General features: G+C 62.1%; 20 protein-coding genes. 7 read left to right on the forward strand and 13 right to left on the reverse strand.

The window, feature by feature from the left end; translation table 11 throughout:
• Positions 1-33 precede the first annotated feature (33 nt).
• The gene (catC, locus tag ACHPFG_RS26630) at positions 34-324 is read right to left on the reverse strand and encodes a muconolactone Delta-isomerase (protein ID WP_131700233.1); all 291 of its coding nucleotides are present in this window, start codon (positions 322-324) and stop codon (positions 34-36) included.
• A gap of 11 nt (positions 325-335) precedes the next feature.
• A complete protein-coding gene (locus tag ACHPFG_RS26635) occupies positions 336-1463 on the reverse strand; it encodes a muconate cycloisomerase family protein (RefSeq protein ID WP_431700869.1) in 1128 nt (375 codons plus the stop codon).
• 114 nt (positions 1464-1577) lie between these two features.
• On the opposite strand from ACHPFG_RS26635, the gene ACHPFG_RS26640 reads away from it, so the two are divergent.
• Entirely contained in the window at positions 1578-2453 is an 876-nt protein-coding gene (locus tag ACHPFG_RS26640) for a LysR family transcriptional regulator (protein WP_431700870.1), read from the forward strand.
• A gap of 30 nt (positions 2454-2483) precedes the next feature.
• On the opposite strand, the gene ACHPFG_RS26645 is transcribed toward ACHPFG_RS26640, so the two are convergent.
• On the reverse strand, positions 2484-3476 hold the full coding sequence (locus ACHPFG_RS26645) for a helix-turn-helix domain-containing protein (RefSeq protein WP_431700871.1): 993 nt from the start codon (positions 3474-3476) through the stop codon (positions 2484-2486).
• Positions 3477-3790: 314 nt separating this feature from the next.
• Here ACHPFG_RS26645 and antA point away from each other — a divergent pair, with 314 nt between their 5' ends.
• The 4 genes from antA to ACHPFG_RS26665 all read left to right on the forward strand — a co-directional run bounded on the left by antA (position 3791) and on the right by ACHPFG_RS26665 (position 8209).
• Positions 3791-5182, forward strand: coding sequence for an anthranilate 1,2-dioxygenase large subunit (antA, locus tag ACHPFG_RS26650; protein WP_131700229.1), 1392 nt, complete (start codon positions 3791-3793; stop codon positions 5180-5182).
• Entirely contained in the window at positions 5182-5673 is a 492-nt protein-coding gene (antB, locus tag ACHPFG_RS26655; protein WP_431700872.1) for an anthranilate 1,2-dioxygenase small subunit, read from the forward strand. Before antA ends, antB begins: the two co-directional genes overlap by 1 nt.
• 67 nt (positions 5674-5740) lie before the next feature.
• The gene (antC, locus tag ACHPFG_RS26660; protein ID WP_145338521.1) at positions 5741-6748 is read left to right on the forward strand and encodes an anthranilate 1,2-dioxygenase electron transfer component AntC; all 1008 of its coding nucleotides are present in this window, start codon (positions 5741-5743) and stop codon (positions 6746-6748) included.
• A gap of 57 nt (positions 6749-6805) precedes the next feature.
• Complete coding sequence (locus ACHPFG_RS26665) at positions 6806-8209, forward strand: amino acid permease (protein WP_431700874.1); 1404 nt, start codon at positions 6806-6808, stop codon at positions 8207-8209.
• A 107-nt stretch (positions 8210-8316) separates the two neighbouring features.
• On the opposite strand, the gene kynA is transcribed toward ACHPFG_RS26665, so the two are convergent.
• Both kynA and kynB read right to left on the reverse strand, forming a co-directional pair.
• Entirely contained in the window at positions 8317-9174 is an 858-nt protein-coding gene (gene kynA / locus ACHPFG_RS26670) for a tryptophan 2,3-dioxygenase (protein ID WP_131700226.1), read from the reverse strand.
• The gene (gene kynB / locus ACHPFG_RS26675; RefSeq protein WP_167656697.1) at positions 9171-9821 is read right to left on the reverse strand and encodes an arylformamidase; all 651 of its coding nucleotides are present in this window, start codon (positions 9819-9821) and stop codon (positions 9171-9173) included. The genes kynA and kynB overlap by 4 nt, the downstream gene beginning before the upstream one ends.
• 384 nt (positions 9822-10205) lie before the next feature.
• Between kynB and ACHPFG_RS26680 the strand changes: the two genes are divergently transcribed.
• Positions 10206-10550: a cupin domain-containing protein gene (locus ACHPFG_RS26680; RefSeq protein WP_003230905.1), complete on the forward strand. Its 345-nt coding sequence runs from the start codon at positions 10206-10208 to the stop codon at positions 10548-10550.
• A gap of 86 nt (positions 10551-10636) precedes the next feature.
• On the opposite strand, the gene mmsB is transcribed toward ACHPFG_RS26680, so the two are convergent.
• Both mmsB and ACHPFG_RS26690 read right to left on the reverse strand, forming a co-directional pair.
• Positions 10637-11524 (reverse strand): 3-hydroxyisobutyrate dehydrogenase, encoded by an 888-nt coding sequence (gene mmsB / locus ACHPFG_RS26685; RefSeq protein ID WP_431700875.1) that lies wholly within the window; start codon positions 11522-11524, stop codon positions 10637-10639.
• A gap of 14 nt (positions 11525-11538) precedes the next feature.
• Positions 11539-13056 carry a CoA-acylating methylmalonate-semialdehyde dehydrogenase gene (locus tag ACHPFG_RS26690; RefSeq protein WP_131700223.1) on the reverse strand — a complete coding sequence of 506 codons (1518 nt, stop codon included), beginning with the start codon at positions 13054-13056 and terminating at the stop codon, positions 11539-11541.
• Positions 13057-13187: 131 nt separating this feature from the next.
• Between ACHPFG_RS26690 and ACHPFG_RS26695 the strand changes: the two genes are divergently transcribed.
• Positions 13188-14135 (forward strand): LysR family transcriptional regulator, encoded by a 948-nt coding sequence (locus ACHPFG_RS26695; RefSeq protein WP_431700876.1) that lies wholly within the window; start codon positions 13188-13190, stop codon positions 14133-14135.
• A gap of 225 nt (positions 14136-14360) precedes the next feature.
• Here the strand turns inward: ACHPFG_RS26695 and ACHPFG_RS26700 are convergent, their stop codons facing one another.
• The 6 genes from ACHPFG_RS26700 to recC are packed head-to-tail and all read right to left on the reverse strand — an operon-like array spanning position 14361 to position 25917.
• On the reverse strand, positions 14361-14852 hold the full coding sequence (locus tag ACHPFG_RS26700; RefSeq protein WP_431700877.1) for an OmpA family protein: 492 nt from the start codon (positions 14850-14852) through the stop codon (positions 14361-14363).
• Between the two features lie 4 nt (positions 14853-14856).
• Positions 14857-16119: a diguanylate cyclase domain-containing protein gene (locus ACHPFG_RS26705; RefSeq protein ID WP_431700878.1), complete on the reverse strand. Its 1263-nt coding sequence runs from the start codon at positions 16117-16119 to the stop codon at positions 14857-14859.
• Complete coding sequence (locus tag ACHPFG_RS26710; protein ID WP_184746598.1) at positions 16116-16682, reverse strand: YfiR family protein; 567 nt, start codon at positions 16680-16682, stop codon at positions 16116-16118. The genes ACHPFG_RS26705 and ACHPFG_RS26710 overlap by 4 nt, the downstream gene beginning before the upstream one ends.
• Positions 16683-16694: 12 nt before the next feature.
• Positions 16695-18800, reverse strand: coding sequence for an exodeoxyribonuclease V subunit alpha (gene recD / locus ACHPFG_RS26715; RefSeq protein ID WP_431700880.1), 2106 nt, complete (start codon positions 18798-18800; stop codon positions 16695-16697).
• The gene (recB, locus tag ACHPFG_RS26720; RefSeq protein ID WP_431700881.1) at positions 18797-22471 is read right to left on the reverse strand and encodes an exodeoxyribonuclease V subunit beta; all 3675 of its coding nucleotides are present in this window, start codon (positions 22469-22471) and stop codon (positions 18797-18799) included. The genes recD and recB overlap by 4 nt, the downstream gene beginning before the upstream one ends.
• Complete coding sequence (recC, locus tag ACHPFG_RS26725) at positions 22468-25917, reverse strand: exodeoxyribonuclease V subunit gamma (protein ID WP_431700882.1); 3450 nt, start codon at positions 25915-25917, stop codon at positions 22468-22470. Before recC ends, recB begins: the two co-directional genes overlap by 4 nt.
• Positions 25918-25960 lie beyond the last annotated feature (43 nt).

Genomic DNA, 25960 nt, shown 5'->3' on the forward strand with positions numbered 1-25960 from the left:
CCTCATCTTGTAGTTATCAGGGTGAAAACCGGCCTAGCGGTCGTCCGCATGAATCGACGAAGGGTGCCGGCACAAGGCGTTCACTTCGATGGCCATGTAGGGGTAAAGCGGCAGTTGCATCAGCAGGTCATGCAGTTCTTGCACACTGTCGACGTCGAACACGCTGTAGTTGGCGTAGAGCCCGGCGATGCGCCACAAGTGGCGCCATTTGCCTTGCTCTTGTAAACGTCGAGCCAGGGCTTTTTCGTCGGCCTTGAGGCTGGCGGCGCGCTCGGGGTTCATGTCGACGGGCAGGTTCACGGTCATTTTTACGTGGAACAACATGGCGGCGCCTCTTAGTGTTTGTCACGACGGAAGAACGCCAGACGCTCTTCATCGATGGCCAGGCCCAGGCCCGGCAAATGGGAGACATGCAGCTGGAAGTCGCGGTACAGCGGCGGCTCGGTAAGGATGTCTTCGGTCAGCAACAGCGGGCCGAACAACTCGGTGCCCCACGCCAGTTTGTCCAGCGTAAGGAAGGCATGCGCCGACGCCAGGGTGCCGATCCCCCCTTCCAGCATCGTGCCGCCGTACAGGCCGATACCGGCTGCCTCGGCAATCGCAGCGGTGCGCAATACCGCGCGGGGTCCGCCGTTCTTGGCGATCTTCAGGGCGAACACCGAGGCCGCGCCTTCGCGGGCCAGGTTGAAGGCATCTTCGACACACTCGATGGATTCGTCAGCCATGATCGGCGCCGGGCTCGACAGGTTGAGCCGGGCCATGCCCCCACGGTTATTGCGCGAGATCGGCTGCTCGATCAGGTCGATGCCGTTGTCGCCGAGCACCTTGCACGCACGCAGGGCCACGGCCTCGTCCCAGGCCTGGTTGACGTCGACGCGCACGCTGGCACGCTCGCCCAGGGCCTTTTTGATCGCGATGACATGGGCCAGGTCATGGCCAACTTCACCGGCACCGATCTTCAACTTGAAGATGCGGTGGCGGCGCAGGTCGAGCATCTTTTCGGCCTCGGCAATGTCCTGGGCGGTATTGCCGCTGGCAAGGGTCCAGGCCACCGGCAACGCATCGCGCACACGCCCACCGAGCAGTTCGCTGACGGGCAGGTTCAGGCGCTTGCCGTGGGCGTCGAGCAAGGCGCTTTCGATACCGGATTTGGCAAAAGTGTTGCCGCGAATGCTGCGCTCCAGGCGCAACATGGCCGCGTTGATATTGCTGGCGTCCAGGCCGATCAGCAGTGGCGCGAAGTGACGGTCGATGTTGACCTTGATGCTGTCGGGGCTCTCGTTACCGTAGCTCAGGCCACCGATGGTGGTGGATTCACCGATGCCTTCGATGCCGTCGGCGCAGCGCACGCGGATGATCACCAGGGTCTGGTTTTGCATGGTGTGCATCGCCAGTTTGTGCGGGCGAAGGGTGGGAAGGTCGACGATAATGGTCTCGATCGACTCGATGGCGCAAATCGGCATGGCAATACCCGTTGGGTTCTTTATAGATTTACGTCGATTCTGTGCCGCATTTTTCCTGGCCTCCAATATAGAATTAGTCTCAAGCAATACCCTAAAGGTATGAAAGGAGCCGTTATGGAACTGCGTCATCTGCGCTACTTCCAGGTGTTGGGGCAGACCCTCAACTTCACCCGTGCCGCCGAACGCCTGCACATCGCCCAGCCGCCGTTGAGCCGGCAGATCCAGCAATTGGAAGAGGAATTGGGTGTGATTCTGCTGGAGCGTGGCCGACCGCTGCGGCTGACCGAGGCCGGGCGGTTTTTCTATGAACACGCCAATGTATTGCTCGAACAGTTGAACAAAGTCTGCGACAACACGCGACGCATCGGCCAGGGCGAGAAGACCTGGCTGGGCATCGGGTTTGCCCCGTCGACCTTGTATGGCGTGCTGCCGGAATTGATTCGGCGGCTGCGCAACCATGAGGCGTTGGAGCTGGAGTTGGGGTTGTCGGAAATGACCACCTTGCAGCAGGTCGAGGCGCTCAAGGCCGGGCGTATCGATGTGGGTTTCGGGCGCATTCGTATCGACGACCCGGCCATCGTCCAGCGCGTGCTGGTGGAGGATCGGTTGGTCGCCGTGCTGCCCGCCGGCCACCCCTTGTTGGCCGCCCCCGCGACCCTCGCCCAACTGGCCGCCGAGCCGTTTGTGCTCTACCCCGGCAACCCGCGCCCCAGCTATGCCGACCATGTGATCGCGCTGTTCGACGCCCACGGCCTGAGCCTCAAGGTGGCGCAGTGGACCAACGAACTGCAGACCGCCATCGGCCTGGTCGGTGCGGGCATGGGCGTGACGCTGGTGCCGGCATCGGTGCAGGTGCTGCATCGCGCGGATATTGGCTACACGCCGGTTGTAGAAGCGACGGCGACCTCGCCGATTATTCTGAGCCGACGGGTGAATGATCAGTCGCCAGGGCTTGGTCATTGCTTGCAGTTGGTTGAAGAACTGATCTGAAACCCTCCCACATGTTGATCTTCATCAGGCTCAAGTACTGCGCATACGCTTGCGCTGCAACGTCTGGCTGGGTGACTCATCGAACAGTTTTCGATACTCCGCCGAGAACCGCCCCAGGTGGGTAAAGCCCCAGCCCAGGGCGATCTCGGAGATGGTGCGGATTGAACCGTGCTCAAGGATTTCCTGGCGCACTGCATTCAGCCGATGCTTCTTCAGGTAGGCCATGGGCGACAGGGCGAAGTACTTGCGAAACGCATCGAACAGCTTGAACCGCGACACGCCGGCGGCGGCTTCCAGGTCTTCGAGGTGCAGCGCCTCGCGGGCGTTGGCGTGAATGTATTGGCGCGCACGGATCAGGTAATGGGGCAGTTTCACCCCCAGTACGGCGCGCAGTTCTTCCGAGTAGTTGTTCGGCTGGGCGAGGATCAGGCCCTTGATCAGCGAGCTTTCCAGGTCACGGGTAAACGCCGCCTGCTCATACAACTCACTGCTGCCTTCCAGCTCGGCGATGAAATAACGCGCCATGCGCCACCACGACGCCGAAGCGCCCTCCACCGCATCCATCACCGGTTCAAATTGCAGCGGCGCTTCGATAGGCCGTTGCAGCAAGCCTTCCAGCGATTCGCTCATCGCCGCCCGCGTGATCACCACCTGCAACTTGCGGCAGTCACCGGAAATCGCCAGCACCTGGTGCTCGTTGGGCGCGATGATCACGCCCTGATCGCGGTTGGAACCCAGGCACTCACCGTTCTTGCTCAACGCCTGTTCGCCCACCAGCGGCAGGCTCACGCTGTAGCTGCTGAAGTGCTCGGCGTCTTCGATATCGATGGTCACGTCGGTGCCGTATTCGATCACCCCCAGGGTGGTGGCGCGGGACTTGAACACGTTGGCACTGTGATGAAAACGCAGGCGCTCGGGCGTGCTCGTCGCCAGGCGGTGCGGCCCGCAAATGCCGGACATCCAGCTGCGGGCGCCTTCGAGGTCGAAGCGTTGAATATGAATATCGCGTGTCTGGCTACTCATCAGGGTGCACCCACGGCGGTTAGGCTGTTGCGCGCTCTGGCGGCGCGTCGTTGTGGTTCCACAGCAAGTTCTACGCCACGCCGGCCCGATTGCAACCGGGTGGATAGCAACCGCCAACTATGTGGATAAACCGCAGGTGTTGACGCCCCTTGCCTCGCCAGACGGTAGCGCGTCGCGTCACCGCCCCGCACCGCCGTGGGTATTTGCTGCCCAACTTTGCGGCCCACCTTCCCCCATTAAGTGGATAGCCCGCCACCTTGTCGCAGCCTCTTAATGGCTCACCTGTTTTTAGCCATGATCAAAAGGTGCCTCCCATGAGTGGTGCAAGAAGCGTCGAGCAATGGAAAAGCTTTATCGAAAGCTGCCTGGATTTTCGTCCGGCAGACGCAGTGTTCCGGATCGCCCGCGACATGTTTACCGAGCCCGAGCTGTTCGACCTGGAGATGGAGCTGATCTTCGAGAAGAACTGGATCTACGCCTGCCACGAAAGCGAACTGGCCAATCATCACGACTTCGTGACGATGCGTGCCGGGCGCCAGCCGATGATCATCACCCGCGATGGCGAGGGCCGGCTCAATGCGCTGGTCAACGCCTGCCAGCATCGCGGCACCACCCTCACCCGGGTCGGCAAGGGCAACCAGTCGACCTTCACCTGCCCGTTCCACGCCTGGTGCTACAAGAGCGATGGCCGGCTGGTGAAGGTCAAGGCGCCGGGGGAATATCCGGAAGGTTTCGACAAGGCGACACGCGGCCTGAAAAAGGCGCGCATCGACAGCTACAAGGGCTTTGTCTTCATCAGCCTGGATGTGAACGGCCGTGACAGCCTGGAAGACTTCCTCGGCGACGCCAAAGTGTTCTTCGACATGATGGTCGCGCAGTCTGCCACCGGTGAGTTGGAGGTGCTGCCGGGCAAGTCTGCCTACACCTACGACGGCAACTGGAAACTGCAAAACGAAAATGGCCTGGACGGGTATCACGTCAGCACCGTGCACTACAACTACGTGGCCACGGTGCAGCATCGCCAGCAGGTGAATACCGAGAACGGCACCGGGTCCGCCAGCACCCTGGACTACAGCAAGCTCGGCGCCGGCGACGCCAACACCGATGACGGTTGGTTCGCCTTCAACAATGGCCACAGCGTGTTGTTCAGCGACATGCCCAACCCCAGCGTGCGTTCCGGCTACGCCACCATCATGCCGCGCCTGGTGCAAGAGCACGGCCAGCAGAAGGCCGAGTGGATGATGCACCGCCTGCGCAACCTGAACATCTATCCGAGCCTGTTCTTCCTCGACCAGATCAGCTCGCAGTTGCGCATCATCCGCCCGGTGGCGTGGAACAAGACCGAGATCATCAGCCAGTGCCTGGGGGTGAAAGGCGAATCCGACGCCGACCGCGAAAACCGTATTCGCCAGTTCGAGGACTTCTTCAACGTCTCGGGCATGGGCACGCCGGACGACCTCGTGGAGTTTCGCGAAGCCCAGCGTGGTTTCCAAGGCCGCCTGGAACGCTGGAGCGATATCTCACGCGGCAGCCATCGCTGGGAAACCGGGCCAACGCCGAACAGCGAGGCCATCGGCATCCAACCGGCCATGACCGGCACCGAGTTCACCCATGAAGGCCTGTACGTCAACCAGCACCGCAACTGGCAGCAGTTCCTGCTCCAGGGCCTGGATCAACAAGCGCTGAAACTGCGGGAGGTGAAATGATGAATGCGCCATTGCAGTACCGGATCGAGCAGTTTTTCTACCGTAAATCCGAGCTGTGCGACGCCCAGGACTGGGACGCCTATGTGCAGTTGTTCGACCCGCAGAGCGAATTTCACCTGCCGCAATGGGACTCGGAGCACGTCTACACCCGCGACCCCAAGCGTGAGATGTCACTAATCTATTACGCCAACCGTTCGGGCCTGGAAGACCGCGTGTTCCGCCTGCGCACCGGCAAAGCGGCGTCTGCCACACCGATGCCGCGCACCTTGCACCTGATCAACAACGTGCGCATCGCCGAGCGGGCGGATGGCACGTTGGAGGTCCGGTTGAACTGGCACACGCTGTTCTATCGGCTGGCGACGTCGGAGCAGTTCTACGGACATGCCACCTATCGCCTCAAGCCCCATGGCGACAGCTGGCTGATCACCCGCAAGCATGCGCTGCTGCTTAACGACACCATCAATTCGGTGCTGGATTTCTATCACCTATGAACACGCCTTTGTGGCGAGCGGGCTTGCCACAGGTTGTGCGCACGTCATCAATATGCGGAGCCCCTACATGAATCACAAAGTGGCCTTCAGTTTTGCCGACGGCAAGACGCTGTTTTTCCCGGTGGGCGCGAATGAAATCCTGTTGGATGCGGCACTGCGCAATGGCATCAAGATCCCCCTGGATTGCCGCGAAGGCGTGTGCGGCACCTGCCAGGGCCGGTGCGAGTCGGGGGATTACACCCAGGACTATGTGGACGAGGAAGCCCTCTCCAGCCTCGACCTGCAACAGCGCAAGATGCTCAGTTGCCAGACCCGAGTGAAGTCCGACGCGGCGTTCTACTTCGACTTTGATTCAAGCCTGTGCAATGCGCCGGGGCCGGTGCAGGTGCGCGGCACGGTGAGCGAGGTGCAGCAGGTGTCGGCCAGTACGGCGATCTTGACGGTGCGGTTGGACGCGTCGCTGGATTTTCTACCGGGCCAATATGCGCGAATCTCGGTGCCCGGCACGGACGGTTGGCGCTCCTACTCTTTCGCCAACCTGCCGGGCAATCAGCTGCAGTTTCTGATCCGCCTCCTGCCGGATGGGGTGATGAGCAACTACCTGCGTGACCGTTGCCACGTCGGCGATGCGTTGCTGATCGAGGCGCCGCTGGGTGCGTTCTACCTGCGTCATGTCAGCAAACCGTTGGTGCTGGTGGCCGGCGGCACCGGATTGTCAGCCTTGCTCGGCATGCTCGATGAACTGGCCGCCACGGGCTGCGAGCAGCCGGTGCACCTGTATTACGGCGTGCGCGGGGCTGAGGATTTATGCGAAGCGCAGCGTATCCATCAATACGCCTCAAAAATCCCCGGTTTTCGCTACACCGAAGTGCTGAGCGCACCGTCGCCCGAGTGGCCCGGCAAGCGCGGCTACCTCACCGACCATTTCGACCTGGCCGAATTGCGCGACGGATTGGCGGATATGTACGTGTGCGGCCCCCCTCCGATGGTCGAATCCATCCAACAATGGCTGGCGGATCAGGCACTTGATGGCGTTCAGCTGTATTACGAAAAGTTTACGCAGAGTAATATCTGACGCCTCAGCACTTCTGAGGGGTTCTACCCCGAGAAAAACAAGTAGAAGGGAACGTTAATGGCGGATGACATGGTTAACCCGGTAGGCCTCAAGCGTGGCCTGAAGAACCGGCATATTCAGTTGATCGCCTTGGGCGGGGCGATTGGCACGGGGCTGTTCCTCGGTTCGGCCGGGGTACTCAAGTCGGCAGGGCCGTCGATGATCCTGGGCTACGCGATTGCCGGTTTCATCGCGTTCCTGATCATGCGCCAGCTCGGCGAGATGATCGTCGAAGAACCGGTGGCCGGCTCGTTCAGCCACTTCGCCCACAAATACTGGGGCGGTTACGCGGGCTTCCTGGCCGGCTGGAATTACTGGGTACTCTACGTGCTGGTGGGCATGGCCGAGCTGACCGCCGTGGGCAAGTACATCCAGTTCTGGTGGCCGGAGATCCCGACCTGGGTCAGCGCACTGGTGTTCTTTGTCGCGGTGAACCTGATCAACACCCTGAACGTTAAATTCTTTGGTGAGACCGAGTTCTGGTTTGCGATCATCAAGGTGGTGGCGATTGTCGGCATGATCGTGCTCGGCTGCTACCTGCTGTTCAGCGGCACCGGCGGCCCGCAAGCGTCCATCAGCAACCTGTGGAGCCACGGCGGGTTCTTCCCGAATGGCGGCATGGGGCTGTTGATGTCCATGGCCTTCATCATGTTCTCGTTCGGCGGCCTGGAGCTGGTAGGTATCACCGCTGCGGAGGCCAGCGAGCCACGCAAGGTGATTCCGAAAGCGATCAACCAGGTGGTGTACCGGATCCTGATTTTCTACGTCGGCGCATTGACCGTGCTGCTGTCGCTGTACCCCTGGGATCAACTCCTGCAAACCCTCGACGCGTCGGGCGATGCCTACAGCGGCAGCCCGTTTGTGCAGATCTTCTCGCTGATCGGCAACGACACCGCCGCGCACATCCTCAACTTCGTGGTGCTGACCGCGGCACTGTCGGTGTACAACAGCGGCGTGTACTGCAACAGCCGCATGCTGTTCGGCCTGGCCGAGCAAGGTGATGCGCCAAAAGCGCTGATGAAGCTCAACAAGCAAGGCGTACCACTGCGGGCCCTGGCGATCTCGGCGTTGGTGACGATGCTGTGCGTGGTGGTCAACTACGTGGCGCCGAAGAGTGCGCTGGAGTTGCTGTTTGCGCTGGTGGTTGCCTCGCTGATGATCAACTGGGCGCTGATCAGCATCACCCATATCAAGTTCCGCAAAGCCATGGGCGAGCAAGGCGTGACGCCGTCGTTCAAGACCTTCTGGTTCCCGTTCAGCAACTACCTGTGCCTGGCGTTCATGCTGATGATCATCAGCGTGATGCTGGCGATCCCGGGCATTCGCGAGTCGGTGTATGCGATGCCGGTTTGGGTGGGGATTATCTATGTGGCCTACCGGTTGCGAGTGAGTAAGACGAAAGCGGTCGCCGCTGCGCAGTAATATCCATGTGGGAGGGGGCTTGCCCCCCGATAGCAGTGTGTCAGTCACTTATGTGTCCACTGACCCTCCGCCATCGGGGGCAAGCCCCCTCCCACATTTGATTGCGTTTACAGCGTGGAGCGCACTCGCCACAGCTCGGGGAACAGCACGGTGTCGAGCATCTTGCGCAGGTAACCCACGCCCTCGGTGCCGCCGGTGCCGGGTTGGAAGCCGATAATCCGCTCCACCGTGGTCACATGCCGGAAGCGCCATTGGCGGAACGAATCCTCCAGGTCGATAAACTTCTCGGCCAACTGGTACAAGTCCCAATACCGGCTCGGGTCGCGATACACCTCGCGCCACGCCGCCTCCACCGACTCATCGTGAACGGTCGCCGCCGTCGGGTCGCGCTCGGCGCGCTTGGGGTCAATCGCCAGGCCCGCCTTGGCCATCAGGTTCACCGCTTCGTCATACAGCGACGGCGTGGCAATCGCGACCTGCAACGCCTGCAACAACTCAGGCCGATGGGCATGGGGCCGCAGCAGCGCCGCGCTCTTGTTGCCGAGGATAAATTCGATCTCGCGGTACTGGAACGACTGGAACCCGGACGACTGCCCCAGGAACGGGCGAATCGCCTTGTATTCCGACGGCGTCATGGTCGCCAGCACGGCCCAGGCGTGCACCAGTTGATCGAAGATCCGCGAGACCCGCGCCAGCATCTTGAACGCCGGCGGCAATTCGCCCAGGCGCACGTGTTCGCGGGCGGCCTTGAGTTCGTGGAGCATCAGTTTCATCCACAGCTCGGAGGTCTGGTGCTGGATGATGAAGAGCATTTCGTTGTGGTCCGGCGACAGCGGATGCTGGGCGCTGAGGACTTTGCCCAAGTCCAGGTAGTCGCCATAGCTCATGGACTCGGAAAAATTCAGTTCGGCGTTATGCCATTCTTCCGGTGGCTGGTAGTCGGCAGAGAAAGGACATTGGCTCATCGCGAGGGCTCCTTGAGCGGACGGAGAATGGCACGGACCGGGCTGGCGTCCAGGTTGGCGAAACGCAGCGGCAGGGCGATCAGTTCGTAGTCGCCCTCCGGTACGTCGTCGAGCACGATGCCTTCGAGGATCGCCATGCCATGCCGCGCCACGGCGTTGTGGGCATCCATGGTCTTGGACTGTTGCGGGTCCAGGGAGGGCGTGTCGATACCGATCAGGCGCACCCCCAGGCTGGCCAGCCGTTCAATGGTCTGCGGGGCGATGGCGGTGAAGTTCGAATCCCATTCGGTCAGCGGTGCTTGTGGATAAGTACGCAACAGCACGCGCTCGGGCAAGTTATCCACACGCCCTTCCAACTGATGCGGCTGTACCAGCGCGCCGCTGTCCAGGCAATGCAGCACCCGGCACGGGCCCATGTACACGTCCAGCGACACCTCGCCAATCGGTGCACCGTCCGCGCTGTAATGCAGCGGCGCATCCACATGGGCGCCGGTGTGCGGCGACAAGGTAATGCGCCCGACATTCACCGGGCACTCCGGGCCGAACTGCCACACACGCTCTTCCTGGAACGGCGTATCGCCCGGCCAGGTCGGGGTCGCCGTGCTCAAGGGCGGGCTGATGTCCCACCACGTTTTTATTGGGTTCATTTAAAGGCTCTCGGCGGTTACTGGGGTGAATGATACGAGGGCCAGACGTGAATTTTCTTGCGAATTCCTGCGTAAAGCGGGAAATCTTTCGCACTTACTGCGAGGAAATGGCCTATTTACGCTCAGAAGTATTGCCTGGCCACAGTGGAGCTCCCACCAAGGATTAATGTGGGAGGGGGCTTGCCCCCGATAGCTGTGTGTCAGTCACTTATGTGTCCACTGACCCTCCGCCATCGGGGGCAAGCCCCCTCCCACATTGACTGCACACGGCCAGAGGAGTCGCATTCACCTGCGCTTCTGGGCATCCCGATGTCGAGTTCAGACCACTGGCGCAACGCCCAAGGCCTTAGGGTGCATCTTTCCATTCCCTGCCTCGGAGTCATCATGTCCAAGCCCATCACCGTATTGCGCGACACCCATCCCCTGCCGGTCCTGGATGCCTGCAAATGGGAAAAGCTCGAAGGCGACCCGCACACCGTCAACCTCAACGCCTACACCAGCGAAGACGGCAGCAAGATCATGGGCACCTGGATCTGCACCCCGGGCAAGTGGTACGTGGAATACGTGAAGTGGGAGTACTGCCATTTCCAGGAAGGCTACTGCGTGATCACCCCTGAGGGGATGGAGCCGATCCATCTGCGCGCTGGGGATATTTTCGTGGTGGAACCGGGGATGAAGGGGACATGGGAAGTGGTTGAGACGGTGCGTAAGTATTTTGTGTTTGCTTGAGTCGCTTCCAAAGCGGGCAATTTGACGTTGTTGTGGCGAGCGGGGCCAGCCCGATCGCCACAGTAAGCCTCCATTACAAGACAAGGTTATTTGGGTTTGCGATAGCTGTTGATAATCGCCGAGAAGTCCTTGCCCCCTTCCCCACGCTGACTCATCGATTGGTATAACTGCTGGGCCACGGCACCGAGGATCACCGGTTGCTTGGCCTGGCGAGCGGCCTCGGTGGCCAGGCCCAGGTCCTTGAGCATCAAATCGGCGCCGAACCCGCCGGTATAACCACGGGACGACGGCGCGGTTTCGATCACGCCCGGCCAGGGGTTGTAGGTGTCGGAACTCCAGCAGCGCCCGGTGGAGCTGTTGATAATGCCGGCCAGCACCTGGGTGTCGATGCCCAGCGCGTCCCCCAAGGCCATGGCTTCGCTGACGCCGACCATGCTGATGCCCAACAGCAGGTTGTTGCAGATCTTGGCGATTTGCCCGGTGCCCACATCGCCGCAATGCACGATGTTGCGGCCCATCTGCGCCAGCACCGGTTGCAGGGTGGCGAACAGTTCCGGGGGGGCGCCGACCATGAAGGTCAGGGTGCCCGCCTGGGCGCCGCCCGTGCCGCCGGAGACCGGTGCATCGGCCATCACCACGCCTTGCTTGGCGGCAGCAGCGGCGACATCGCGCGCGGTCTGCGGATCGATGGTGCTGCAATCCACCGCAGGTACGCCGTTGCCGATCCCGGCCAATACACCGTCTTCATTCAGCCAGACACTGCGCACATGGGCGGCGGCCGGCAGCATGGTAATCACCAGCTCGGCGCCTTGGGCAGCGTCACGCGGCGAGTCGCTGATGCGGCCGCCCAGTTCGGCGAGTTCCTTGAGCACCGTCTGGTTCAGGTCGAACAGGTTCAGCGCATGGCCGGCCTTGATCAGGTTGCGGGCCATGGGCGCGCCCATGTTGCCCAAGCCGATAAATGCAATTTTCATGGTCGTCTCCCGAATCAGCGCAGGTTGATGGTGGTGTTGACGCCATCGTTGACCGTGTCGTCGTCAAACCAGCGGCTGGTGACGGTTTTGGTCTGGGTGTAGAACTGCACCACTTGCTTGCCGTACGGGCCGAGGTCGCCGAGCTTGGAGCCACGGGAACCGGTGAAGCTGAAGAACGGCACCGGCACCGGGATCGGGATGTTGATGCCGACCTGGCCCACATCGATTTCGCTCTGGAATTTACGCGCCGCCGCACCGCTCTGGGTAAACAGGCCGGTGCCGTTGCCGAAGGGGTTGGCGTTGACCAGCGCAATGGCCTGGTCGAGGGTGTCGACTTCCAGCACCACCAGCACCGGTCCGAAGATTTCCTGGGTGTAGATCTGCATATCGGTTGTCACACCCGAGAACAGGGTCGGGCCGACGAAGTTGCCTTGCTCGAAGCCCGGCACCTGGATGTCGCGGCCATCCAGCTCGAGCTTGGCGCCTTCTTTCACGCCGCTTTCGATCAGTTCCAGGATGCGGGCCTTGGCGCGCTTGGAGATCACCGGGCCGACATCCGTGCCCGCTTCGCTACCGGCGTTGACCTTGAGCTTTTGCGCCAGCGCTTTCAGATCCGGCAGCCATTGCTTGGCCGCGCCCACCAGCACCACCACCGAGGTGGCCATGCAACGCTGGCCCGCCGCGCCGAAACCGGCACCGACCAGGGCATTGAGGGTGTGTTCGCGGTTCGCATCCGGCAGCACCACGGCGTGGTTCTTGGCGCCCATCATCGACTGCACGCGCTTGCCGTGCTTGCCCGCCAAGTCGTAGACGTGAGTACCGACAGCGGTCGAGCCGACGAAGGACACGGCCTTGATGTCTTTATGGGTGCACAGCGCATCCACCACATCCTTGCCGCCGTGCACCACGTTGAGCACACCCGCCGGTACGCCCGCTTCCAGCGCCAGCTCCACCAGCAGCAGGGTCGACAGCGGGTCTTGTTCGGACGGCTTGAGGACGAAGGTGTTACCGCAGGCGATGGCCATCGGGAACATCCACAGCGGAATCATCGCCGGGAAGTTGAACGGGGTAATGCCGGCACACACACCGATGGGTTGGCGCAGGGTGTAGGTATCAACACCACCGGCGACGTTCTCGGCGAACTCACCCATTTGCAGGGTGCCGATGGAACAGGCGTGCTCCACCACTTCCAGGCCACGGAAAATATCGCCCTCGGCATCGGCAATGGTCTTGCCCTGCTCGGCGCTGAGAACCACCGCGATGCGCTTGGAGTGCTCGCGGATCAAGGCTTGCAGCTTGAGCATGATGCGCATGCGCGCGCCGATCGGCGTCAACTTCCAGGTCTGGAAGGCTTGATGGGCGGCGTCGATGGCAGCATTGACTTCATCGGCCGTGGCGAACGGGACTTTGGCCAGCACTTGCTGGGTGGCGGGGTTGACGATGTCTTGCCAATGGGTGGTCTTGGACTCGACCCACTCACCATTGATCAGCAACTTGACCTGTTGCACGGAAATATCGGCAGATGCGTTCATGTGGTCTCCAACTCTTATATTTATGCAGAGACAAGGCGCGTAAACCGCCTTGAGAAATGAGGCGTTCGGACTGTTTTTGGAGTATAGATGTGCAAATCTCTAATAAGAACGCACATAAAAGCCGGTCCAATATGCAAAAAAACATCACATCGCTGGGTTCCCTGAACTGGGATGACCTGAAGTTTTTCCTGGAAGTGGCCCGCACCCGCAAGGCCAGCGTCGCGGCCAAGCGCCTGGCGGTGGACTACACCACCGTGTCGCGGCGCATCAGCTCATTGGAAGTGTCGCTCGGTACCCTGCTGTTCGAAAAATCCCGGACCAACGGCTTCGTCCTCACCCCCGAAGGCCAGCGTTTGCTGGGGTATGCCGAGTCCATTGAAAGCACCCTGCACATGGCCTGCGAGCAGGTGTCCGGCTCCGGCGTGGCGCTGTCCGGCCATGTGCGCATGGGCTGCACCGAAGGCTTCGGCAGCTTCTTCGTCACCCCGCAGTTGAGCCACTTCGTCGACACCTACCCGGCCATCTCGGTCGACATCCTGCCCCTGCCCCACTTCATCAGCCTGTCCAAGCGCGAAGCCGACATCGTCATCGCCCTGGAACGCCCGGAACACGGGCCCTACGTGTGTTGCAAACTGTGCGACTACAAACTGCAGCTGTACGCGACCCAGGAATACCTCGACCAACACCCGCCCATCCATCGCCCGGCCGATTTGGCCGAGCATCCGTTTATCAGCTATGTGGATGATTTGGCCTTCAGTTCGGAGCTGCTGTACCTGGCCAACGTCGTGCCCGGCGCCAGCGCCAGCCTGCGCAGTACCAGCGTGATTGCGCAATACGTGGCGGCGCAGCAAGGGCGGTCGATGGCGATCTTGCCGTGCTTTCTGGCGGCGCAGGATCCACGGTTACTGCCGGTGCTGGGGGAGCAGATTTCAATCACTCGTCAGTTTTGGATGTATTGCCGTGAGGATCTGAGGAAGTTGAAGCGGATTACGTTGTTGTGGGATTACATCCGCGAGGTGACGGAGCAGAACCAGGGGTTGTTGATGGGGGAGACAAGGGAGATTCGGTTTGCGGATTAAAGGGCTGGGCTGCGCGGTGTTTCTGAGAGATGGGCAAGGCCGTGGTGGGTGACTTGACGCAGGCGATGACGCCGGGCAGTTAAGCGAACATCGTTCAAATGTGGGAGGGTGCTTGCCCCCGATAGCGGAGTGACAGAACCAGATGGACTGGCTGACACACTGCTATCGAGGGCAAGCCCCCTCCCACATTTTGATTGGATTTCAGATTGAAATCGGCCTGCCGGCTCAGTCGGCAATCACCACAATCGCCACCCGTCGATTCTCGGTCCGCCCTTCCGCTGTGTCGTTGGTGGCCACCGGTTTACTGCTGCCCAGCCCACGCAGCTGGATGTTGTCTTCTTTCATGCCCACGCCTTGCAGCACCGTCGCCACGCTTTTCGCGCGGCGCAGGGACAGTTGCTGGTTGTAGGTCTCTTTGCCCGAGGCGTCGGTGTGGCCGTCGACGCGTACACGCTCGATGCCTACGCCCAGCAGGGCCTTGCCGATGCGTTGGACGATGTCGGTGCTGGGTTGGTTAAGGGTTTCGACGTCACTGCCAAACAGCACTTTACCGGACAGGCCGAACGCCCAGCCGTCATCGGTAAGCTCGAAGCCCTGTTGCTTGAGGACGGCGACTTGCGCCGGGGTCAGGCCTTTGGGGGGCGCCGTCTGGCAGCCGCCAAGGGCGAGCAGTGCCACCAGCAGGGTGATAAACATAAAACGCACGGTCGAGAACAAGGAATCAGCTCCTGTGTTGAACATTGACGACGGGGCTCTCCGGCTCCGCCGTTTGCTGGCCGCCCGAGGACAAACGCTTGGCCTGGTACATCGCCGCATCAGCGGCATTGAGCAAGGTGCCAGGTGTGACGCCATGCTCGGGGTAGAGGGCGATACCAATACTGAGGGAGGTCAACACTTGGGTGTCGCCAGGCACCGCAATCGGCATGTCCATGCTGGCGATGATTTTGTCGGCGATGCGCTGGGCGTCTTCCACCTTGTGCAGCGGCGCCAGCAGGATGGCGAACTCGTCACCGCCCAGGCGCGCCACCAGGTCATCTTCACGCAATTGCGCACGCACGCGCTCGGCGACGGCCACCAGCACGGCATCACCTGCGGCATGACCGAAGCTGTCATTGATCTCTTTGAAACGGTCGCTGTCGAGATACAGCACGGCTACCTGTTCCTTGGCTTTGGCCGCGCTGCGCAGCGCGCGAATCAGGCGGCCTTCGAAGTATGCGCGGTTGGGCAGACCGGTAAGGCTGTCGTGGTTGGCCTTGTGGGCGAGGGTTTCGTTTTCGCTTTGCAGGTGGTTTTGCCAGGCTTGCATCTCGCCGAGCAAGGCATTGAAGTCGCTGCCCAGGCTGTCGAGTTCGGCGATGCGGGCCGGCGGCACGCGGCGATCGAAGTCGCGATCGCTGCGGGCGGCGTGGGCCACGGCGGCGAGGCTTTGCAGCGGCCCGGTGATGCCGGTCAACAGGCGGCGGGCCAGGTGCAGGGCGACCCAGGCACTGACGACGGTGCAGATCAGGATCCCCGCCAGGCCGCTGAGCAGGAAGCGCAGCAGGCTACCGCCGTGGCCGGTCAGGTGAATGCTGCCGATGGTGCGCCCCTGGTGGAGGATCGGCTGGATGATGGGCTGTTCGAGCAAGGCGTGCGCCAGTTCCAGTTCTACCCGCGACAGCATCCCGGTTTCCGGGCGCGTCCAATACGACAACAGCTTGCCATTGGCATCGAATACTTCGGCCTCGGCGACTTCCTCGGTTGAAGCGATAAGGCTGAGAGCTTCGGTGGCTGCGGCGCTGTCATTGAACACCACCGCTGCTTCCACGGTGTAGTTGATGGAGCGGGCGATCAGGTGCAGGTTGTGTTCGGCGTAGACCCGTAGCGCCAACACGCCGAGCAGGGTCAGGGACACACTGGCCAGGGTCACCGCCACCAGCGCCAGGATCATGTGCCCTCGGCCGATGACGGAACGCAGGGTAGGTCGTACGTTCACCGCTTTCATGAGGCGGGCGCCCGGCGCCGGGACAGTTGCAACACGCTGGGATGAATGCGCACGCCGCTGCGCGCCACCGAGTCGAGGTTGACCTCAAACGACACTTGCTCATCCCCCACCTGCAGGCAGAACAGGCTGCCCACGGTGCACTGGTCGCCGCCTTCGCTGATGCTGAGCACCGGGTGGCCGATCAATGAGGCAAACAGGCGGCTGCGTTCGTCATTGCTGAGTTTGCCGATGTACACGGCGTCGCAGGCGTTGACGATATCGGGATGGTCGGCCAGCAGGCGCCGCACCACGACCGGACGGCCGGTGGCCTGGATGGTGCCTTTGATCAGGTCGTCGGTGTATTGGGTCGGGCCGACGATGCACAGGCGCAGTTGCTCAGGCTCTACTGGCCAGCGGGCATAGCTGAGGATACCGAGTACCACCTGGGTGACCGCCTGGGCGCGCTGGTCAGCCGGGCCCGGAGCCTCGGCAAATACGCGGGGCGCCAGCAGGCATAGAACCGCCACCAGCAGCAGGCGTCTCCAGCTCAAACTACGCCCTGTGGGCGAGACGGCCACGTTCATGCAGCGATACTCTCAGGTGTTTTCGGGGTGATGCCGCAACGATAGCACAGCATCAGATAGTTCTGACTCCTGACCCAACTCCAGCATCAACCCACTCAAGCGTTTGACCTTGCGTCGCACGGCCTCTTCAAACACGCCGCCACGGGGTTCGATCAGGCTGAACCAGCGCTTGGCGCGAGTGATGCCGGTGTAGATCAACTCTTTGGTGAGCACCGGGTTCAGCGCGTCCGGCAGGATCAGTGCAGTGTGGGTGAACTCCGAACCCTGGGATTTGTGCACGGTCATGGCGTACACGGTTTCCACATCATTGAGACGGCTGGGCAGTACAAATCGCACGCCACCCTGGCCATCGTTACGTGGGAAAGCAACGCGCAACACCTGGGGCCCGCCATCACTTTCAGGCAGTTTGAGGGCAATGCCGATGTCGCCGTTCATCAAGCCCAGGCCGTAATCGTTGCGGGTCATCAACACCGGGCGGCCTTCGTACCATTGCTCGTCCCCCTCGATCAGCCGCACTTTGCGCAAGGCGGCCGTGATGCGCAGGTTCAGCCCTTCCACACCCCAAGGGCCCTTGCGCACGGCGCAGAGCAGTTGGAACGCATCAAAGGCTTGCAGCAGTTGTTGGGCCCAGTGGGTCCAGGCGGGGTCGTCACGCGGGGTGTCGACGGCGGGCCGCGCGCTGTGCAGCAGGTTGAGGTAATAGCGATAACCCTGGGCGCCGTCGCCCTGCCCGTCCAGCACCAGGCGCTCCAGGGCGTGGTCGTGCTCGCCTTTGAGGCTAAGGCAGAACAGGTCACTGTGGCTGCGCGCGGCCAGCAGCTTGCGCGCCTCGTCGGCGTTTTGCTGGTTGACCCAGCGCGCCAGTTGGCCGATGCCGCTGCCTTCGCCGAACCGGCGCGAATAGCGCAGCATCACCACTTGCTGCGCCAGGGGATGGCTGCCCTCGAGGTCTTCGTGCAGGCCACTGGCGCTGAGGTCTTCGCCGCTGACGGTTTGCAGCCATTGGCGGGTGTGGGGGCTGTACCAGCCGGCTTCGGCGTCGCGGCACAAATCACCGAGTACGGCGCCGGCCTCTACCGAGGCGAGTTGGTCCTTGTCGCCCAGCAACACCAAGCGGGCATGGGGCGGTAATGCGTCCAGCAGGTTAGCCATCATTTCCAGATCGATCATCGAGGCTTCGTCCACCACCAGCACATCCAGGGGCAACGGATTGCCAAGGTGATGGCGGAAGTGCCGAGTGCCCGGACGGCTGCCCAGCAGGCGGTGAACCGTGGTGACCTGGGTCGGGATCTTTTCCTTCACACTTTGCGGCACTGTCAGCGACAGTACTTGCTGGCTGATGGATTCGGTCAAACGCGCGGCGGCTTTACCGGTCGGCGCGGCCAAGCGGATGCGCAACGGGCTGCCGGACTCTACGGCCGGCGCCTGCAACAGCGCGAGCAGGCGCACCACAGTGGTGGTCTTGCCGGTGCCGGGGCCGCCGGTGACGATGCTGAATGCACCGCGGGTGGCCAGGGCGCAGGCGAGTTTCTGCCAGTCGATCACGCCATCGGGCGCCGGCTGGTCAAACAAGCTATTCAAGCGCTGGGGTAAATCGGCGGCGACGCTTTCCTGGGTGGCGAGACGCAGGCGCAGGGCAGTGTCGATGCGCCGTTCGTAGGTCCAGTAGCGGCGCAGGTACAGGCGTTTGCCCGACAGTACCAAGGGACGACTGTGTGCCGATTCGCTGCCGTCCACCGCCAGGGCGACCAACGGGCTGGCGGCCAGTACATGACACCAATGGGCACCGTCGAGGCCGTCGAGCAATTGCGACGGCAGCAGCATGGCGCCGGTTTGCAGGTCGCCTTCGGGCGGCAAGGACAGGGCAAAATCCGGCGCTTTGAGGGTTTCGAACAGGTCCAGGCACACATGGCCGTGGCCCAGTTGATGGCTGGTCAGCGCCGCCGCCAGTAACGCCAAAGGGTCGGCCTGCGGATCGAGTTCGTGCAGGAAGCCCACGAAGGCCTTGTCCAACGCCCGTAGCCAACCACGCTCAACCCAACGCTCCAGCAGGTGCACCAGGTCGGCGGCGCGGCTCAAGGGAGCTAGCGCCTCAAGCGGTAACGGCGACAGGCTCATAACAACACTCCTTGTTCCCAGGCGGGCTCAGCCTTGGGCGGGATGGGCTTGCCCTGGAACAGCAGGTCCAGGCTTTCGATCAGCTCCCGTGGAGGCCGGGTGAAAAACGCCCCTCGGCTGACAGCCTGGGTGCCGCGCAGGAACAGGTACAGCGCGCCGCCGACATGACGGTCGTAGTCGTAGTCCGGCAGGCGTGCCTTGAGTTGACGATGCAGCGCGAGCAGGTAAAGCACGTATTGCAGGTCGTACCGATGCTCGAGGATCGACTGTTCCATGGCGTCTTGGGTGTAGGCCGAATCGTCAGGGCCGAGCCAGTTGGATTTGTAGTCAGCCACGTAGTAGCGGCCATCGTGTTCGAAGGTCAGGTCGATAAAACCCTTGAACATGCCGTTGAGCAGCACCGGTTCGGCAGAGACACGGGACACACCGTTGTGGGTGTACTGGCACACCAGCTTGTCGAGGGCGAGCACGTCGACTTTATGACTGGCGAACCAGAACTCCATTTCGATCTGGTAGTGCTGCAAGCTGCTCAGGGCGAGCTGGTCGTTATCCACCGGCAGCGGCGTGTGCAGCAGATGGCCCAGCCACTCGCTGAGGGTGACGATCCAGCCTTCCCAGTTACGGCGATTGCAGCGCGCGCCTACGGCTTGTTCGATCGCTTGCGAGGTCACGTTGAAGCCTTCTTCCCCGGCCCACTCCAGTAGACCGTGAAGGAAGGTGCCGGGGTTCGGACCACGTGGGAAACGGTGAATGTCTGCGCCGGACGCTGCCACTTCACGCGGTGCGTCGGGATCGAGGCGTTCGTCATCGAACAGCTTTTGCGCCTGTGGGCTTTCGGGCGCTTCGAGGTGGGCGACGCTCATGCTGTCGCCAATGCGCAAGGCACTGTAGGACGCGATCCACCAGTTCTCGGCGGCCTTGCGTTTAGGTAACAAGGGCGCGAGCAAGTTGGCGGTGTTGCGCGGCGGGTGAAACAGGGTGTCTTGGGCGTCGGGCACAGGGACGTAGTGGATGGCCGGGCAGCCATCCTGCAGATCCAGCAGCCAACGCGCGAGGCCGGCGGATTCGCTCAACGAAGCACCCGCGCCGAGCAAGTAACCCAGCGCCGACAGGTGCAATACCGAGCTGTTGCTGTTGCCGCGCTTGAGGTCGGCAACGCCGAGCCAGCAGGCGTGTTTGGCGCGGGTCAGGGCCACGTAGAACAAACGCAGGTCTTCGGCCAGGCGCTCATCGTCGGCCTGGGCGATCAACTCGGCGGTCGGGCGCAGGCTGACGTGGGATTTGCCGTGTTCATCGTGGTAATGCAGCGGCAGGCGACTGCCGTCGACCGGCTTGGCCGAGCAGATGAAAGGCAGAAAGACCAGGTCGTATTCCAGGCCCTTGGATTTGTGAATGGTCACGACCTTGACCAGTTGCTCATCACTTTCCAGGCGCAGGATTTGCTCTTCACCGGCTTGACCGGACAACGCGAGGTGTTCGGCCAGGTGGCGGATCAACGCCTGTTCACCGTCCAGTTCCGACGCGGCTTGTTGCAACAACTCGCTGAGGTGCAACAGGTTGGTCAGCACACGTTCGCCGTCGCTGCGGGCGATCAGGGTTTGCGGCAGTTTGAAGTCGTGCAGCAGGCGACGCAGCATCGGCAGCACGCCTTGGGTGCGCCAGATCGCGCGGTAGCCACGGAACTGCATCACGCGGCTTTCCCACGCCAGTTCGTCCTGGTTCAGACGCTCCAGTTCCGGCAGTGACAGGTTCAAGGTGACGCAAGCCAGGGCAGCCCGTAGCGGCCGCTCGACATCCGGCTCGGCACAGGCCTTGAGCCAGGCGAGCAGATCGTGGGCTTCCTGGGCGGCGAAGACAGAGTCCTTGTCCGACAGGTACACGCTACGCACGCCACGGGCGGCCAACTCGGCGCGCACGGCTTGGGCTTCCTTGCCGTCGCGCACGAGGATGGCGATGTCCGACGGCAGTACGCCTTTGAAGCTGTCGTCCGGTTGCAGGAAACCAGCCGTACCTTGCTGCCCGCCGTTGAGCAACTCGACAATCTGCGAGGCACAGGCGCCAGCCAGTTGCTGACGGTACACCGCGTTGGAAACCGGCTGGTCGGTGGCCAGGTGCCAAAGGTTCATCGCCGGCAACGTTTGGCCGTCGACCTGCAGTCTTTCCTTGCGGCCTTGTGACAGCACCGGGTGGAACGGCACCGGGTTGTCGCCATTCGACTCCCGGAACAGGAACGCGCCCCGACCCGTTTCCGCCCGCTGGAACACATGGTTCACTGCCTCGACCATCGCATGGCTGGAACGGAAGTTGGTACCCAGGGTGTGGTGACGGCCGATCGTGGATTTACGCGCGCGCAAGTAGGTGTAGATATCGGCGCCACGGAAGGCGTAGATCGCTTGCTTGGGGTCACCGATCAGGAACAGGCCGCTGTCGAGGTGGTTCTCTTCAATGCGGTAGATGCTGTCGAAGATGCTGTATTGCACCGGGTCGGTGTCCTGGAACTCGTCGATCAGGGCCACCGGGAACTGCTCGCGGATCACACTGGCCAGGCGCTCGCCGCCATCGGCTTGCAGGGCTGCGTTGAGGCGAATCAGCATGTCGTCAAAGCCCATTTCGGCACGACGGCGTTTTTCTTCTTCGAAGCGCTTACCCACCCAACCGGCGGCGTGTTGCAACACGGCAGCGTCGGGGGTTGGCAGCGCGTCGAGGGCGGCTTTAAGGCCGGCCATGGCGTCGATGCCCGGGTGTTGCGGCGGGTCGCCCTTCCAGGCTTCGGCCATGCCGTCGGGAGTGAGGCGGGTGAAGCCGGTGCCGATGTCCAACTGCTCCAGGGTTTCGTCAGCGGCCCAGGCGCTGATCTTTTCGAACCAGGGCTCGAAGTAACGCGCTTGCATCTTGCGGCCGTCGACGGCTTTGGCGGCCACCGCTTGCAGGCAGATTTCGCGTAACTCGGCGGCCCATTGTTGCCAGGGAGCCTTGATGTTTATCAACGCTTCACGGCGTTCTTGCAGGCAAGCGTTGATCAACTCGGCGGGTTCGCGGGTTTCATCCGGCGACCGTTCGCTGCCGAACAGTGCGCGCACGCGTGGCATCAACGCCGCGGGGCCACCCCAGTTGCTGCGCACCCAGTTGAGTGCATCGTCATGCATGGGGTAGCAGAACAACCGCCAGTAATCGCGCAACACTTCGCCCAGCAGGTCGCTGTGGTCGGTTTCCAGGGTCTGGGTGAACAGGCTGCCGCTGTCGAACGCGTGTTCGCGCAGCATGCGCTGGCACCAACTGTGAATTGTGGAAACCGCCGCTTCATCCATCCACTGGGCAGCGATGTCCAGGCGGTTGGCGCAGGCGGGCCATTGCTCGGGGAGGTATTGCGCACGCAGGTCGGCGATCAGCGCGTCGGGCTGTTCAATCTCCTCGCGGAAGAAACGCGCGGCTTCGGCCAGGCGAATGCGGATGCGCTCACGCAGCTCTTTGGTCGCGGCATCGGTAAAGGTGACCACGAGGATTTGCGGCGGCAGCAGTTCACGCCCGAAACCGGACTCATCGCCACCGTGGCCCAGGACCAGACGCAGGTACAAGGCGGAGATGGTGAAGGTTTTGCCGGTGCCGGCGCTGGCTTCAATCAGCTGGCTGCCATTCAACGGGAAGGCCAGGGCCAAGGGTTTGCTGCTCATGCGCCGGCCTCCTCGCCTGTGAGTGATCGCCATGGGGCGTTGATGAGCGGTCGATACAAGGTTTCGCACCAGCCTTCGAACTCTTCGCTGGCGACCAGGGCGGCGTAATCGGGGAACTGTCGGGTGAGCGCCGGGGTTTCGCGGCGCTCGCCATCGGTGGTCAGGCCGTCGCCTTCATAGGCTTTGCTCGCGGCTGCGTGGGCTTTGACCGGATCGGTTTGGCTGAGCCAGGCGAAAGCGGTCTTGACGGCTACCGGGAGCGGTTCTCTCATGCCGCTGTGCCAGGCCAGCAGCAGGTTGCCGAGGATTTCCCGGGCGATGGGCTTATCCAGCGGGGCCAGTAGCAACGTATCGTCGCTGGCCACCAGCCCTGTGCTCAACGACAGGCCGCAGGCGCAGGCCACCACATGATTGACCCAAGGACGTATCAGGCGATGCCATTTGCGTGTTTTGATCGAGCCGATGCTATTGGGGATGGTGGTGACACTTAGCAATCCACCGTCACTGCGGCGATGCAGGCCGCTGATCCAGCCTTCCAGCGCTATACCTTGATGCTCGAAACTGATCGGTTCTGCAGCGGTGTGTGGCGTTGGCCAGAGAGCCAGCAAGTGCTGGTAGCGTTGCAACAAATCAGGCAGGGGCTCAATGAGTTCGTTGCGCAGACACTCGCCGAAACCGACCATCGGCAACAGGCCACTGCCTTGCAACCGCAGGGCCTGGGCGTTGAGGGCCTGGTCGAGGTGCTCGGGTTGGGACAGCGCAGCGTTCAACAGACTATCGCTCAGGCTGTAGCGTTGCAGCGCGTCAAGCACGAAGGGTTCTTCATCGGCCAAGGGCACTTCGGCGGCTTCGAAGAACACTTTCAGACGCTGGCTGAAGAAGTGTTTGACCGGGTTGCGCAGGAAATCCTGTAACTGGCCGAGGCTCAGGGGCTCCTCCTGTTGGTGCTGCGCCAGTTGGTCTTCCTGTGTAACGGCATCCGGGGCGGCGTGGAGTAACTGCCATTCGCGGGCGTAGCTGAACAGCGGATCACCTTCGTGGAAGTAGCGGGCGCTGAAGGGTTGGAGCGGGTGTTCCTGGGTCATCGCGTCCAGCAGCGGTGTTTCCTGTGCGTTGTGCCAGCCGCTGGCGATATGGTCCCGCAGTTGGCCGATGAGTACAGAGGCCGGGCGCTCGCTGTTATCGCGGATGCTACGGCCGACCCAGCTTATATAGAGCTGGTCGCGGGCGGACAGCAGGGCTTCGAGCAGCAGGTAACGGTCGTCTTCGCGGCGCGAACGGTCGCCGGGACGGTAGTCGCTGCCCATCAGGTCGAAATCCAGCGGTGGTTGGGCGCGTGGGTAGTCGCCGTCGTTCATGCCGAGCAGGCAGACGAGTTTGAAGGGGATGGCGCGCATGGGCATCAGGGTGCAGAAATTGACAGCTCCGGCGAGGAAGCGCTGGGACAGACGGCCTTGGTCCAGGCCGGCCAGCCAGGCTTCGCGGACTACGGTAAGCGGTAACTCATCCTGCAGGCCGACGGACTCGCAGGTTTCCAACCAGGTTTCCCTGAGTTGCTCGAGCTGACCCAACAGGTAGTCGTCGTGCTCGCTGCTGGGTAGGAAGAAGAGTTGCATCAGGCGTTGCAGACGTTCGCCCCATTCGTGGGGCGCTGCGGGTTGTGACAGCGCTTGATGGGCATCGCTGAGCGCATCGAGTAAAGCGACCAGCGGGCCGATCAAGGCCGCATCAAGTCCGCCGATTTCGTCGTAAGGCTCAATGCCTTCGCAGGCTGCACCGGTTCCGACGGCATAGCCTAGAAGCATACGGCGAAGGCCAAATCGCCAGCTGTTTTGTTCCAGCTTACTCGGCAAGCCGAGCCCCGCGCGTTGCTCGGCGTTGAGCCCCCAACGGATACCGGCGCCTTCAATCCAGCGATGCAGCGTAGGCAAATCGCGCTCCTTGATAGCGAAGCGTTCGCGCAAGGCCGGGACGTCCAGCAGGTCGAGAATCTCGCTGACGGGAAAGCGGCTATCGGGGAGTTTGAGCAGGTGTTCGACGGCGATCAGCAGGGGATCTCGGCCGCGCTGGCCTTGATCGGTCAGGGTGAAGGGGATGAAGCGGGGATCGATTCTGTCCAGTTGACCGAATACCGCGCGGATATGCGGCGCATAGCTGTCGACGTCGGGGACCATGACGATGATGTCCCTTGGGCGAAGCGTGGGGTCGGCGCCGAAGCGTTGGAGCAGTTGGTCGTGGAGAATCTCCACTTCGCGTTGAGCGCTGTGGGCAATGTGGAAGCGGATGGATGTATCACGCTCTAAATCGACAGCGGGCCATAGTTCGCGAGTCTCGTTGAGTGGGCGCAGTTCGAGGATATCGTCCTGGAGTTGGTTAAGCAGTGTGGTGGGTTCGCTGTCGCTGAACAGGTCGATTCGACCATCGCGGAAAGCCGCGCGGTAGCTGTTGGGATCGTCGTAACTGTCCAGCAGGCTGATGTAGTCGCGACCTTGTTTGCCCCAGGCGGCCAACAGCGGATGGGCGTGTTGGTGCAGGGTTTGTGGGTCGATGGTCACGGGCATGCCGGCTTTGCGCGCCTGGCGTTTGTATTCGTTACGCAGCAGGTCTTTGTCGGCCACGATGTCGGACCAATGGTGGCGACACGGGTTGTGCACGCACAGCAGGACTTGACTGAAACGGGCGAGGCCGGCCAGCGCTTCGAGCGCTTGGGCGGGCAAGGAAGAGATCCCGAAGACAATCACCCGAGAAGGTAGCCCCTTTGGTGCTTGCTCAAGCGCATTGATACGTTCGATGAAACGCTGGTGCACGCCGGCGCGGCTTTCGGCCATGCCTTCTTCACCTACGTCCAACAACAGCGCACGCCATAACTCGGCTTGCCAGCAGTTGGCAGGGTTGAGGGGCTTGGGCTCGCCTCGGCCGTTGCGCAATTGGTGGCGACCGGCAGCCCAGTCTTCCAGCCAGTCAGCGCGGTAAACCTGGTATTGGTCGAACAGGTCCGCCAGGCGTTCCGCCAGTTGGTAGCGTTTGCGCAGGTCAGAGTCGTGGGTCAAGAAGCGCTGCAACGGCTCGAAGTGCTGTTGATCGATGAGTTCCGGGAGCAGGCGCATCAGGCGCCAAGTGAGCGGGGCTTTATCGAGCAGGGATTTTGGAGGGATTTCGTCACGTCCCAGGACCATGCGATAGAGCTGCCACATGAAGCTGCCGGGGAGCTGTACATCAATGGCTGCGGCGATTCCGCAGCCACCCATATCGTCGTCTTCCGGGTCTTCAGCCAAGGCCAGTTTGAGCCACTGGGCAATGCCGTTGCTTTGTACCAGGGCGATTTCGTTTTCCAGGGGCGCCAGGGGATAACGGCGCATCCAACTCACCACCAGGCTGCGCAGTTCGTCCAAGCGGTTGCCGTGAACCACCATGAATCCAGCGCTGAGGGACGTCGCATCCGGCATAACGGCTTCCTTGGGAAAAGCAAAATCGAGGGCATGGACTTTA

This window comes from Pseudomonas sp. BR20 (assembly GCF_050780135.1).
Lineage (GTDB): Bacteria > Pseudomonadota > Gammaproteobacteria > Pseudomonadales > Pseudomonadaceae > Aquipseudomonas.